Source organism: Curvibacter sp. CHRR-16 (assembly GCF_018474005.1).
GTDB lineage: Bacteria > Pseudomonadota > Gammaproteobacteria > Burkholderiales > Burkholderiaceae_C > Allorhodoferax.
The window spans coordinates 123459-135949 of record NZ_JAHCSH010000004.1 but is presented as its reverse complement, the minus strand read 5'-3'; the positions used below and the strand labels follow the sequence as shown (position 1 = coordinate 135949).

The following is a 12491-nucleotide window of genomic DNA, read 5'->3' as shown; positions in this document are numbered from 1 at the left end:
ACCTGTGTCTTCGCCGCAAGCGTTGCTAGCGGTTTTGCTGCAACTGGAGCAGCGTGCGCGCGCGTGCGCCAGTGAGGATGAATTGACCTTTTTTCTGGTCAACGATGCGTATGCCTTGGTGCCTTACCGTCAGGCCGTCTTGTGGCAGGCCCAGTCTGGGGGGGGGCGCATCGTGGCACTGTCTGGTTTGGCGGTGCCCGACGCCCATGCCCCCTTCAATGTGTGGCTGGCAAATTTGCTGGCCCAGCATGCTGCCAGTACCAGCATTGCAGGCGAATTTCCTATTCCTGCCGAGGCTGATGACGCAGGTATGTGGGCCGAGCATTTACCAGCCCATGCGTGGTGGGTGCCACTGCCTTCGGTGGGGGCAGGTCTGTTGCTATTGCGTGAGGAGCCGTGGCAGCAAGGGGAGGGTTCAGCAGGACTTCGGGGACAGCTGCACCTGTTGGAGTTGTTTGCCGATGCGTGCGCCCATGCTTGGGGCGCACTGCGCAAGCCCCGTGCGCCTTGGTCATTTGCTGGCGCTGTGGCCTATGTGCGTCACTATGGCCGTACACGCCGCTTTCAGTGCATCGCTGCGGTGGTGGTTTTGCTGCTTTTATGCCTGCCGGTGCGTCAGTCGGTGCTAGCACCAGCCGAGGTGGTGGCACGCAATCCCGTGGCGGTTCGAGCACCCTTGCCGGGCGTGGTAGACCGCATTGCCGTCACTCCCAATCAAGTTGTCAAAGCGGGGGACTTGCTGGTCGTGCTCGATGCGCGTGAGCTTGAGGGGCGGCTTGAAACCGCACGCCAGGGGCTGGCAGTGGCCGAGGCGGAGTTGCGCCAAGGGCAGCAACAGGCCTTGTTCGATGAGCGCAGCAAAGCCTCCGTGGCCTTGCTGCAAGGTCGGCGCGACCAAGCGTTTATGGAGGTGGATCATTTGAGTCAGTCGTTGGAGCGCTCGCAAGTGCGCGCTGAGCGAGCGGGGACGGTGGTTCTGGATGAAGCGGGCGATTGGATTGGTCGCCCCGTAGCCTTGGGGGAGCGCATCATGCAAATTGCTGACCCCCAGGAGATAGAGCTGGAAGTGTTGCTCCCGGTGGCCGACGCTATTGACTTGCCGCAGGATGCCTCCTTGCGCATGTTTTTGAATACGGCGCCAGCAACGCCATTGGCGGCTACTTTGCTGCGCGTAGGCTATCGCGCAAGCCCCACATCCGATGGGACGCTGGCCTACCGCGTGCGTGCACGTTTTGCTGCTGGAGACACAGCGCGTTTGGGTCTCAAAGGGACTGCCAAGTTGTATGGTCATCGCACTGTGCTGCTGGCCTATTTGCTGCGTCGCCCCTTGGCCCATGCACGTGTGTGGTTGGGGTTTTAGTGCATGGATGGACTGAGCATCATGGGGCAGGGCAGTGTGCAGCCTGCATCGGATACCAAAGCGCCAGCATGGCCTGCTTTGCGTGAAGAATTGTTGTTGCACGAAGCGCCTCGCCAGCACGATGGGGCTCCGGGCTGGACGCTGGAAGACCCGGGTAGAAACCTGTTCTTTCAAATCGGATGGGTAGAGGCAGAAATGCTGGCCCGCTGGGATTGGGGCGACGCACAGCGCATCGCGCAGGCTATCAGCCAAGAAACCACCTTGGATGTGTCGGCACAGGAGGTCACGGAGTTTGCTCGCTTTTTGCAGGCCAACCATTTGACCCAAGAGCGTGGGCCACAGGTTCAGCAGCAGTATGCACAAATAGCCCGCGCCCAGCGCAGCACGCATTGGCTGAAGTGGGTCTTGCACCACTACTTGTTTTTTCGCATTCCGTTGGTGCGTCCCGATGCGTTTTTGCGCGCTACCTTGCCATGGGTGAGGCGTATTGTCATTAACCGCCAGTTCGCTTGGCTCACAGCGGGAGTCGGGGGGCTGGGTCTGTGGTTGGTGGCCCGGCAGTGGGATGCTTTTTGGCATACCTTCTTGCATTTCTTCACGCTAGAGGGGGCCATGCTGGCTGGGTTGACCTTGGGCGCCACCAAGGTTTTGCATGAGTTGGGGCACGCTTACGCGGCGCGTCACCATGGATGCCGCGTTGCCACCATGGGGGTGGCTTTCATGGTGATGTGGCCCGTTTTGTATACCGATACCTCTGGAGCATGGCGTTTGCAGCGGCGTCGCGCGCGACTATCTATTGGTGCTGCAGGCATGTTGACCGAGATCTGTATCGCAGCGTGGGCCGTGTTGGCATGGAGCTTTTTGCCCGATGGCATGTTGCGCAGCGCAGCCTTCATGTTGGCTACGACGACGGTGCTCCTCACATTGGCAGTAAACCTGAATCCCTTCATGCGTTTTGATGGCTATTTTTTGCTCTCTGATGCGCTCAATGTTCCCAATTTGCAGCAACGCGCATTCGCACTGGGGCGGTGGCGCTTGCGGGAATGGCTGTTCGATTTTGGCAAGCCAAAGCCCGAGCACTTCGCCCCGTGGCGAGAGCGTGCGTTGATTGCCTATGCCTTGTGCGTGTGGATTTATCGCTTCTTCCTTTTTCTGGGGATCGCCGTGCTGGTCTACCACGTCGCATTCAAGGTATTGGGCATTGTGCTTTTCGCTGTTGAGATCGTGGTTTTCGTTCTCCGCCCCATCTATACCGAGTTGCGCGTCTGGTTTGTCCATTTGAAACAGACGGGATCGGCAGCGTGGACTGTGCGCAGCCGCTGGGTGTTGGGCTTGTTATTCGGTGGGGTGGTGTTGGCGCTGATTCCGTGGCCTACACGGATTGATGCGCCAGCGCTCATGCGCTCTGCGCAGCAAGTGCAGTTAATGGCCCCAGCGGGTGCACGCATTGCGCGCATTGCCATCCAGCCCGGCCAAGCCGTTCGCGCAGGCGACAGTCTGCTGGTTCTGGAGGCCCCTGCGTTGGACTATGAGTTGCTGGCTTTGGAGCAAAACATCCGATTGTTGCAATGGAAAAGTGCGTTTTCTATCCTGCGGGCACACACTGCAGCCAGTGCGACTGTGGCGCAAAGTGAGTTGCAAGCGGCGCAAGCCCGCTACGCTGTATTGCAGCGACAAAAGGAGCAACTCCATATTCAAGCGCCTTTTGATGGCGTGGTGGCCGACATGGTGGAGCCTTTGAGCGTCGGTGAGTGGGTTCCTGCAGGCGAGTGGTTGGGCACACTGGCAGCGCCCCAGACCGTACTGGTGGAAGGGTATGTGGCGGAAGCGGAGTTGGGGCGTTTAAGCCTTGGGGCTAAGGCTATTTTTCTTGCTGAGGATACCGGCGTAGGGGCTATGCCTGTGCGCGTGCATGAGATTGCAGCCACGGCCACGCGACGCCTCACCAGTAGCCCTGAACTGGCTTCGCCCAATGGCGGTGCGATTGCCGCCACACAAACGCCTGTATTGCCCGGTGAAATGACTTTGGATGGGCGGGCATGGCTGCCAGAGCAAGCCATTTATCGCGTGCATTTAGTGCCCGATGCGGACCATGCTTTGCCACGGCTACAGGTGTTGCGCGGAACGGTCGTTATCGATGGTTCAGCCAGCAGTTTCTTGGTACGGCTGTGGTCTCGCGCTGCTGCAGTGCTGGTGCGAGAAAGCGGGTTTTGATCCCTTGCCTTTGCGGGTGTGCCAAAGCATAGCGGCATGCTTGGAATATGAAGTGAACTTAACGTGACAGGCCGAGGCGGCTCCTATAAAAACCCAGCTGGGCCTCCTGTCGGGGGTGTGTGTTTTGTGTGATTTTTTACGAGAAAGAAAACCATCTATGACCGATGTTGCAACGGCGATTGCCAGCTTGTCTTCCCGCCTGAAAGAAGAGACCCATGCGCAGCACGAGCGTATGCACCGCTTGATGGAGCGTGGGCAACCCTTCTCCAGCCGTGCAGCCTACGCGAGCTTTGTGGCTGCACAGTATGTTTTTCAGCGCGATATTGAGCACCTCTTTGCCGATCCTGCAGTGCGCGCTGCGGTGCCCGATTTGGATAGCCGCGGTCGTCAGCAAGCATCCCGCGATGATTTGACCGATTTGGCCGCCCCTGTGCCACAAGAGGCTATTGCCAGTGCGCAAGTCAGTATGCCGGCCGCATTGGGCTGGCTGTATGTGTCCGAAGGTTCTACATTGGGTGCCGCTTTCTTGTTCAAAGAAGCGCAGGCCAAGTTGGGGCTTTCTGCTGATTTCGGTGCCCGCAATCTGGCTGCATATCCAGAGGGGCGCGCAGTGGTGTGGCGTCGTTTTGTGGCGTATCTCGACAGTGACACTATCACCCCGGATATGCATGACGCCGTTGTTGCCGGGGCCAATGCCGCTTATGACCGCTTTGGTGATTTGCTGCAACGGCACTTTCACTTGGGCTGAAGACTGGCACGGGACTTTGTATGGACGCTAAGGCATCGTTGAATCCGAACATGGAGGCCGCGCCAGTGCTGGCCACACGCTGGCGCATTGCGTGGATGATTTTGGCGTGGGTGAGCTTGGCCATTGGATTGGTCGCCATTCTGATTCCCGGATTGCCAACAACGGAGTTTGTGCTCTTGTCTGCTTATGCAGCCAGCAAGAGCTCACCGCGGTTTCATGCATGGCTGTGCCAGCATCGCGTGTTTGGCCCCATGATTCGCAACTGGCACAGTGGCAAATTGATCGCACGCACAACAAAGCTCAGCGCATCGTTGATGATGAGTGCCTGCTTTGTGCTGATGGCTGTGTGGGTGCCTCACCGTTGGTTGGTGGTGCTGGCAGGTCTGTGCATGACAGCTGGCGCAGTGTGGATGTGGCGACGCCCCGAGCCTACTAGCGCTGTGTCTGACTGAGTGCAGCTAGCAGTTGCTAGCTGCCATCCCTTGTGTAGGGCTTTCAGCTGCGCAAGGCATGGCTCAGTGTGGTGCGCTCGGTCGCCCAATGGTTAGCCGCTAAACGCAATGCCACGATGAGCCCCCGTGGTTCGTTGTCTTGTAGCACCAGTTCGCCAGAGTGCAATTTGGCGATGGCGCTGACCAGTGCGAGCCCAAGGCCACTGCCACTGTGCTCGCTGCCGTGCAAGCGGCGAAACCGTTTCATGGCTTCGGCGCGCAGTTCGGGTGCAATGCCTGGCCCGTCGTCAGCGATGGCAATGTCCACATAACCCGTGTGCAGACGTACCAACAAAGTGATAGAAGCACCGGCCCCAGCGTATTTGAGAGCGTTTTCCAGCATGTTGGAGAGGGCTTGAAAGACTAGGGCGCGGTCTGCCAACAGGTTGCCTGCTGTGCTTTTGTCTAGCTGCAAAGTGATGGATTGGGCTTCAGCCAGCGGCTGGTAGTAGTCCATCACATCGGCTAACAGTGCGCGCACATCAAACCACTCAAACGAGTGGTTGCACCGACCAGCCTCTATCTCTCCAATGCGCAGTACGGCTTTGAACATGCGTTGAATACGCTCGGCCTCTTGGACGGCTTCTAGAACGTCATGGCGCAGCGATCCATCCAAGCGTTCTGCCACCAAGTCGAGTCGATTGTGCAGCCGTGTTAGCGGTGTGCGCAGCTCATGGGCTAAGTGGCTACTCACACTTTTGACTTCATCCATGAGCCCATTGATGCGGGACAGTACGTTGTTGATATCCATGCCCAGCAGGTCCAATTCATCGCCATTGGACGACGCTGGAACCGATGCTTCACGCTCACCGCCAATGTAGCTGCGCAATGCTGAGCGAATGCGGTCAACCCGGCGCATGCTGCGCACACTGGAATACAGGCCTATGGCCAAACTGCTGAGCAAAACGGCCAATAAGCCTGCACCTGCCACCATCGGAATGACGCGCACGCGTTCGAGCATCGGCAAAATGTTGAAAGCGCTGAAGAAAATGCCTCCATCACGCAGACGCAGTTGCATGCCGTAGATCCGCACTGGCCGCCCCGTGTTGTCTTGGATGACAACATCGTGCCAGCGTGTAGGTTGTAGCGGGGCAATGTGCAATGCTTTCATGAAGTGGCTATCGCCAAAGAGCAGTTCACCCCTAGGGGAGAGAACCAAAGCAATGCTCTCGTCTTGTTGGCGAGGTGCTGACAGCGTGAGTGCTTGCGAAATGGTGCTGGAATTCTGCAGCGCTGCTTTGCGTTCGTGCCCATGCAGGTCTGCCAGCACCATGTCGCGGACGTGCTCCACGAGGAAGTTTTCAATTTGTCTGTTGCTCAACAAGATGGAGCCAAAGGCCATCAACAAAAAGACAAAAGCGGTGAGCGATGCGTGGCGAAAAGTGCTGGTTTCGCTCAGTCGCAGCAATCTTTCAGCCCAAGACATAGCCCACTGTACGGATGGTTCGCAACATGGCCCGGTTCGGTTTTTGGTCTATCTTGCCGCGCAGCTTGGATACATGCACGTCAATCAAGTTGGTCTGTGGGTCGAATTGGTAGCCCCAGACTTTTTCTAGCAGCATGGCTCGGGTGACAGTGCGGCCATGGTGTTCTGCCAGCACATCCAACAGCGCGTACTCCTTCTCCGTCAAGTCGATATCTTTTCCCCCGCGCTGCACTTTGCGCAGTTGGCGATCAATGCGCAAATCGTCGATTTGCAGTACATCTGTGGAACTACGGTTGGGGGGATTGCGCTTGACCAAGCCTTCTAGGCGCAGCAGTAATTCTGTGAAGTTAAAGGGCTTTCCTAGATAGTCAATGGCACCAGCGCGCAGTCCTTCAATGCGATCGCTGGGTTGGTCTACTGCTGACAGCATCATGGCGGGGGGGTGAGGGCGGTGCTGCAGCGCGTGGAGGACATCAATGCCACTCATGCCGGGCAGCATGCGATCGAGCACGATGGCGTCGAATGCTTCATGGCTGATCAACTCTAGCGCGCCTTCCCCATCCTCCACCAGGCGACAGTTGTGCCCGCTGTGTTGTAGCTTGGTGCTGAGCCAGTGGCTAACTTGGGTATCGTCTTCAACAATGAGTACGCGCATAAATCCCCCGATGAACAGGCCGCACCAATGGACGGAAACTGCCGTGGGCAGTGTTAAAAAATGAAACCAGTTCGCAAATTTAAGATTTTGCAAATGAGAATTATACGCAAATAGAATATCCCCACAGAGTCAAGGCAGTGCGTGGCGGAGGGGTTATTCGGAGCACACCAGCGCCACTTGTCTTTTTCCACCTTGTCGTTTTTAGACAAGTGCGTGTCTTGCTAGAGCAAGGTCAAAGCAGGCCCCGTTTCCACAATGCATTCATCAAGGTAATGCGTTTGGGATTGGTATGCCGCAGCAGAAATATTCCGTTTGGAGCCTGTTCAAACACGGGCTGAACCACCACAAAACATGGGAGCCTGCGTGGACACGCGCCAGCCTCCAGTCTGAGTACGACGTGGTCATCGTCGGTGGGGGTGGCCATGGTTTGGCCACGGCTTACTACCTGGCCAAAAACCACAAGGTAGGGCGCATTGCCGTACTGGAAAAGGGCCACTTGGGCAGCGGCAACACCTGTCGCAATACGACCATTGTTCGCTCCAACTACCTGTGGGATGAAGCCGCGCTTTTGTACGAACACGGCATGAAGCTGTGGGAAGGACTGACCGAAGACCTGAACTTCAACGTGCTGTTCAGCCAGCGCGGCGTGTTCAACCTGGGCCACACGCTGCAGGACATGCGCGACATCGAGCGCCGCGTGGCGGCCAACCACCTGCAAGGCATAGACGCCCATGTGCTCAACGCTGCCGAGGTGAAAGAAAGAATCCCCCAGCTGGACGTGAGCCGCAGCCGCCGTTTGCCGGTGCTGGGCGCCAGCTGGCAGCCCCGCGCAGGCATTGCCCACCACGATGCCGTGGCGCGTGGCTTTGCCCGTGCTGCCAGCCGCTTGGGGGTGGAGTTGATTGAGAACTGCGAAGTGACAGGCTTTGACATCGAAGGCGGTCGCGTCAAAGGTTTGCAAACCAGCCAAGGCTATGTGAAAACATCCCGCGTGGGCTGTGTGGCAGCGGGGCACTCCTCGGTGCTGGCGGCCAAGGCGGGCGTGCGTTTGCCGCTGGAGAGCCACCCGCTGCAGGCCTTTGTGTCCGAGTCCATGCAGCGCGTGATCGACACGGTCATCATGTCCAACGCCGTGCACGGTTACCTGAGCCAGTCCGACAAGGGCGAGTTGGTTATTGGCGCAGGCATCGACAGTTACCTGGGCTACGGCCAGCGCGGCAGCCCGCACATCATCGAGCACACGGCAGCGGCCATCATCGAGCTATTCCCCCAGTTCTCCCGCGTGCGCATGAACCGCCAGTGGGGCGGCATTGTGGATGTGTCGCCCGATGCCTGTCCCATCATCAGCAAAACCCCGGTGGAAGGGCTGTACTTCAACTGCGGCTGGGGCACGGGCGGCTTCAAGGCCACGCCCGGTTCGGGCCATGTGTTCGCCCACACCATCGCCCACGACGACCCGCACCCGTTGGCCGCGCCTTTCAGCCTGGACCGCTTTGCCAGCGGCCACCTGATCGACGAGCACGGCGCTGCCGCTGTGGCGCACTGACCACCACATCGCCCCCCCATACCGCTATTTGGAAACCAAAAACCATGTTGCAACTCCACTGCCCTCACTGCGCCGCGCTGCGCGATGAAGAGGAATTCAGCTACGCAGGCCCCGCCTATTTGGTGCGCCCCGTCAACCCAGAAGGGGTGAACGACGAGGTCTGGGGCGACTATTTGTTCAAACGCGCCAACACCAAGGGCTGGTACTGGGAGCAGTGGCAGCACAGTGCGGGCTGCCGCAAGGTGTTGGTGGTCAAGCGCAACACCGCCAGCTACGCCATCGCAGGCACCTGGACGCTGGCCGACGGCAAAGCCGTGTACGAAGCCGACCCCGATGCCCAAGCCCAGCGCTTGGCCCAACTGGCCCTGCACAACACGGGAGTGAGCGCATGACTGCAGTCCGTGTTCCCGTAGCCGGTGCGCGCATCGACACCAGCAAAACCATCCAGTTCGAATACAACGGCACCAGCTACACCGCCCACCCCGGCGACACCTTGGCATCGGCCCTGTTGGCCAACGGCCAGCAGTGGGTGGCGCGCAGCTTCAAGTACGGCAGGCCACGCGGCATCATGGGTGTGGGGGCTGAAGAGCCCAACGCGCTGGTGCAAATGGAAACAGGTGCCTACACCGTGCCCAACATCAAGGCTACACAGGCCGAGGTGTATGCAGGCCTGAAAGCCCGCTCCACATCGGGCTGGCCCAGCTTGGGCTTTGACATCAAGAGCATCTTAGGCCAAGCCTCGCGCTTCATGCCCGCAGGCTTTTACAGCAAAACCTTCAAGTGGCCACAAGCCCTGTGGCCCACATACGAGGCGGTAATCCGCAAGTTCGCAGGCTTTGGCAGCGCCCCCGAGGTGGAAGACCCCGAGCGCTACGACCACCTGCACCACCATGTGGACGTGCTGGTAGTGGGTGGGGGCGCAGCCGGTTTGCTGGCCGCATTGCAAGCGGGCATGGCGGGCCTCAAAACCGTGCTGGTGGATGAGCAAGCCGAAATGGGCGGCTGGCTCCTGTCCGACCCGTGGGTGCAAATCGAAGGGCGCGATGGTGCTGCCTTTGTGCAGCAAACCGTGGCAGCCCTCAAGGCCATGCCCCATGTCACGCTGCTGCCCCGCACCACCGCTTTTGGCCTGTACGACCAAAACCTGACCTTGGCCGTGGAGCTGCTGCAAGACCACCTGCCGATTGCCAAGCGCAATGCCGACCAACCCCGCCAGCGCCTGCACAAAATCCGCGCCCACCACGTGGTGCTGGCCACTGGTGCGCTGGAGCGCCCCCTGGTGTTTGGCAACAACGACGTGCCCGGCGTCATGACCGTGTCTGCCGCCCAAACCTACCTGCAGCGCTATGGCGTGCTGGTGGGCCAAAAAGCGCTGCTGTGCGGTACCAGCGACCTGATTTATGACGCCGCCCGGGCCTTGCACCAAGCGGGGGCCAAGGTGGTGGTGGCCGATGTGCGTGCCCACGCCCGCCCAGCAGACTTGCCCGCAGGCATCGAGGTGCTGCCCGGCCATGGCATTGCCAAAGTGCTGGGTGGCCGCGCCGTGACAGGCGTGCAGCTGACCCGTTTGCACGAAACCGAAGACAAAGCCATTGGCGAAGGCAAAACCGTGGACGCGGACGTGGTGCTCACCTCGGGTGGCTTGTCACCCACGGTGCATTTGTTCTGCCACGATGGCCGCCGCCCCATTTGGAGTGAAACGCTGGCCGCTTTCCATGTGCCACGGGAAGGCCGCCCCGGCGTGGCCTGCGTGGGCGCAGTCACGGGCGCTTTTGAGTGGGTCGACTGCTTGGCCCAGACCACCCAAGCCATGCAAGCCGTGTTGGCGGAGCTGGGCCGCCCCGGCGCACTGCACACCCCGGCTGTGAAAGCCCCCGGCCGTGCCGTTGCCCGCCCCATGTACCGCCTGCCCGACTTGCTGCCAGAAGGCGAGGGTGCCAAAGCCTTTGTGGACTACCAAAACGACGTCACCGCAGCCGACATCGAACTGTCCATCCGAGAGAACTGGCAGCACATCGAGCACGTCAAGCGCTTTACCGCACTGGGCTTTGGCACCGACCAAGGCAAGCTCTCCAACGTGAACGGTTTTGTGATCGCCGCCAAGGCCTTGGGTCGCCCTGTGGCCGAGGTCAGCACCACCACCTACCGCCCCGCCTACACCCCGGTCAGCCTGGGCGTGCTGGCAGGCACCATGGAGGGCGACACGCTGGAGCCCAGCCGCTACACAGCCTGCCACGCCTCCCACGTCGCCCGCCACGCTGAGTTGGAACCTGTGGGCCAGTGGATGCGTCCTTGGTACTTCCCCAAACCCGGTGAAGACATCCACGCCGCCGTCAACCGCGAATGCTTGGCCGCCCGCAATGGCGTGGCCGTGATGGACGCCTCCACGCTGGGCAAGATCCAGATCGACGGCCCCGATGCCCGCGAGTTCCTCAACCGCGTGTACAGCAACGCCTGGAGCCAACTGGCCCCCGGCAAGTGCCGCTACGGCCTGATGCTGGACGAGAACGGCATGGTCATGGACGACGGCGTGACCGCCTGCATCCACGACACCCAGTTCTACATGACCACCACCACCGGTGGCGCAGCCCGGGTGCTGACGTGGCTGGAGCGCTGGCACCAGACCGAGTGGCCCGAGCTCAAGGTGTGGATGAGCACCGTCACCGACCACTGGAGCACGGTGGCCTTGGTCGGCCCCAAAGCCCGCGCGGTGCTGGCCAAGCTGTGCCCCGACCTCGACCTGTCGCCCGAAAACTTCAAGTTCATGGATTGGCGCGAGAGCACCGTGCAGGGCGTGCCCTGCCGCGTGTTCCGCGTCAGCTTTTCGGGTGAGGTGAGCTACGAAATCAACGTCGAAAGCGGCTACGGCTACGACCTGTGGGAAGCCGTCATGGCTGCCGGGGCCGAGTTTGATATCACCCCCTACGGCACCGAAACCATGCACGTGCTGCGCGCCGAGAAGGGCTTCATCATCGTCGGCCAAGACACCGACGGCTCGGTGACCCCACTGGACTTGGGTATGTCCTGGGCGGTGTCCATGAAAAAGAGTTTCAGCTTCTTGGGCAAGCGCTCCCTGTCGCGCAGCGACACGGCCCGTGCCGACCGCAAGCAGCTAGTTGGTTTGCTGCCGATAGACCCGCAGCAGGTGCTGCCCGAAGGGGCCCAGTTGCAGGAAAGCCCCGAGTGGACGGCCCCCGCGACCATGCTGGGCCACGTGACCTCCAGCTACTACAGCGCTTTCTTGGGCCGCTCCATCGCCATGGCGGTGGTGCGCTCAGGCAGCCAGCGCACCGACCAAACCCTGTACGCCTACGCCCGTGGCAAGGTCATGCCGGTCAAGGTGGCGTCGTCCTCTGTATTCGTCGATCCCAAGGGAGAACGCCAACATGGCTAACGCCTCGACTCTTTCCATGAACCTGCGCTCGCCCTTGGCGGCTTTCACACGCCCCAGCCAAACGCGTGCTGCCACTGCCCAAGACGGCTTGTGCATGAGCGAAATCCCCAACTTGGGCTACATCATCCTGCGCGGCCACAGCAGCGACAGCGCGTTTGCCCAAGCCACCAGCCAAGTGCTGGGCGCGGCCTTGCCCACGCTGCCCAGCAGCTATGTGCAGTGCCCCGCCGGGGTGGTGTACTGGGTCTCGCCCGATGAGTGGTGGCTGATCACCCCCCGCGCTGGCAAAGACGCGCTGGTAGCCCAGCTCACGCAGGCCCTGCAAGGCGTGTTTGCTCAGGTGGTGGACAACAGCGGCGGCCATACCGCGCTGCGCATCAGCGGTGCCAAGCACCTGCTGCTGCTGCGCCACATGGGGGTGTACGACTTTGAGACCCTGCAAGTGGGCCAAGCCATTGGCACGGTTATGGCCAAGGCCAACGTCACCGTGCTGCGTACTGACTCCCAAGGCGTGGTGCTGCTGTTTCGCCGCAGCTTTGCCGACTACCTGTGGCGCTTGCTCAGCCGCACGGGCAAGCCCTACGGCCTGTGCATCAGCCCGCTGGCCTCCAACACCGACCCCGTGGTCAGCCCACTGCACCCCTGAACCCTCACGCC

The 12491-nt window shown here is 60.4% G+C and carries 10 protein-coding genes; 8 read left to right on the top strand and 2 right to left on the bottom strand.

Annotated elements, in window-relative coordinates; genetic code table 11:
- Nucleotides 1-4 precede the first annotated feature (4 nt).
- The 4 genes from KIK84_RS10310 to KIK84_RS10295 all read left to right on the top strand — a co-directional run bounded on the left by KIK84_RS10310 (nucleotide 5) and on the right by KIK84_RS10295 (nucleotide 4774).
- Nucleotides 5-1360 (top strand): efflux RND transporter periplasmic adaptor subunit, encoded by a 1356-nt coding sequence (locus KIK84_RS10310; protein WP_214123011.1) that lies wholly within the window; start codon nucleotides 5-7, stop codon nucleotides 1358-1360.
- A gap of 3 nt (nucleotides 1361-1363) precedes the next feature.
- Nucleotides 1364-3574 carry an HlyD family efflux transporter periplasmic adaptor subunit gene (locus KIK84_RS10305; RefSeq protein ID WP_214123010.1) on the top strand — a complete coding sequence of 737 codons (2211 nt, stop codon included), beginning with the start codon at nucleotides 1364-1366 and terminating at the stop codon, nucleotides 3572-3574.
- A gap of 157 nt (nucleotides 3575-3731) precedes the next feature.
- The gene (locus KIK84_RS10300) at nucleotides 3732-4322 is read left to right on the top strand and encodes a biliverdin-producing heme oxygenase (RefSeq protein WP_214123009.1); all 591 of its coding nucleotides are present in this window, start codon (nucleotides 3732-3734) and stop codon (nucleotides 4320-4322) included.
- A gap of 20 nt (nucleotides 4323-4342) precedes the next feature.
- A complete protein-coding gene (locus tag KIK84_RS10295; RefSeq protein WP_214123008.1) occupies nucleotides 4343-4774 on the top strand; it encodes a YbaN family protein in 432 nt (143 codons plus the stop codon).
- A 43-nt stretch (nucleotides 4775-4817) separates the two neighbouring features.
- Here KIK84_RS10295 and KIK84_RS10290 read toward each other — a convergent pair whose 3' ends face one another.
- Nucleotides 4818-6239, bottom strand: a complete 1422-nt coding sequence (locus KIK84_RS10290; protein WP_214123007.1) for a sensor histidine kinase — start codon at nucleotides 6237-6239, stop codon at nucleotides 4818-4820.
- On the bottom strand, nucleotides 6226-6894 hold the full coding sequence (locus KIK84_RS10285) for a response regulator transcription factor (protein WP_214123006.1): 669 nt from the start codon (nucleotides 6892-6894) through the stop codon (nucleotides 6226-6228). Before KIK84_RS10285 ends, KIK84_RS10290 begins: the two co-directional genes overlap by 14 nt.
- A gap of 289 nt (nucleotides 6895-7183) precedes the next feature.
- On the opposite strand from KIK84_RS10285, the gene KIK84_RS10280 reads away from it, so the two are divergent.
- From KIK84_RS10280 to KIK84_RS10265, 4 genes are read left to right on the top strand one after another with little or no spacing between them, the layout of a single operon-like run.
- Nucleotides 7184-8440 carry a sarcosine oxidase subunit beta family protein gene (locus tag KIK84_RS10280; RefSeq protein ID WP_214123005.1) on the top strand — a complete coding sequence of 419 codons (1257 nt, stop codon included), beginning with the start codon at nucleotides 7184-7186 and terminating at the stop codon, nucleotides 8438-8440.
- A gap of 44 nt (nucleotides 8441-8484) precedes the next feature.
- Nucleotides 8485-8832: a sarcosine oxidase subunit delta gene (locus tag KIK84_RS10275; protein WP_214123004.1), complete on the top strand. Its 348-nt coding sequence runs from the start codon at nucleotides 8485-8487 to the stop codon at nucleotides 8830-8832.
- Nucleotides 8829-11834, top strand: a complete 3006-nt coding sequence (locus KIK84_RS10270; protein ID WP_214123003.1) for a sarcosine oxidase subunit alpha family protein — start codon at nucleotides 8829-8831, stop codon at nucleotides 11832-11834. The genes KIK84_RS10275 and KIK84_RS10270 overlap by 4 nt, the downstream gene beginning before the upstream one ends.
- Nucleotides 11827-12480, top strand: a complete 654-nt coding sequence (locus KIK84_RS10265; protein ID WP_214123002.1) for a sarcosine oxidase subunit gamma — start codon at nucleotides 11827-11829, stop codon at nucleotides 12478-12480. Before KIK84_RS10270 ends, KIK84_RS10265 begins: the two co-directional genes overlap by 8 nt.
- The last annotated feature ends 11 nt before the right edge of the window (nucleotides 12481-12491 follow it).

What these genes read in the sequence shown, in the direction of transcription:
- KIK84_RS10305 (WP_214123010.1), top strand. Translation starts at nt 1,364, where the DNA reads ATGGATGGACTGAGCATCATGGGGCAGGGCAGTGTGCAGCCTGCATCG.
- KIK84_RS10295 (WP_214123008.1), top strand. Translation starts at nt 4,343, where the DNA reads ATGGACGCTAAGGCATCGTTGAATCCGAACATGGAGGCCGCGCCAGTG.
- KIK84_RS10290 (WP_214123007.1), bottom strand. Translation starts at nt 6,239, where the DNA reads ATGTCTTGGGCTGAAAGATTGCTGCGACTGAGCGAAACCAGCACTTTT.
- KIK84_RS10275 (WP_214123004.1), top strand. Translation starts at nt 8,485, where the DNA reads ATGTTGCAACTCCACTGCCCTCACTGCGCCGCGCTGCGCGATGAAGAG.
- KIK84_RS10300 (WP_214123009.1), top strand. Translation starts at nt 3,732, where the DNA reads ATGACCGATGTTGCAACGGCGATTGCCAGCTTGTCTTCCCGCCTGAAA.
- KIK84_RS10285 (WP_214123006.1), bottom strand. Translation starts at nt 6,894, where the DNA reads ATGCGCGTACTCATTGTTGAAGACGATACCCAAGTTAGCCACTGGCTC.
- KIK84_RS10270 (WP_214123003.1), top strand. Translation starts at nt 8,829, where the DNA reads ATGACTGCAGTCCGTGTTCCCGTAGCCGGTGCGCGCATCGACACCAGC.
- KIK84_RS10280 (WP_214123005.1), top strand. Translation starts at nt 7,184, where the DNA reads ATGCCGCAGCAGAAATATTCCGTTTGGAGCCTGTTCAAACACGGGCTG.
- KIK84_RS10265 (WP_214123002.1), top strand. Translation starts at nt 11,827, where the DNA reads ATGGCTAACGCCTCGACTCTTTCCATGAACCTGCGCTCGCCCTTGGCG.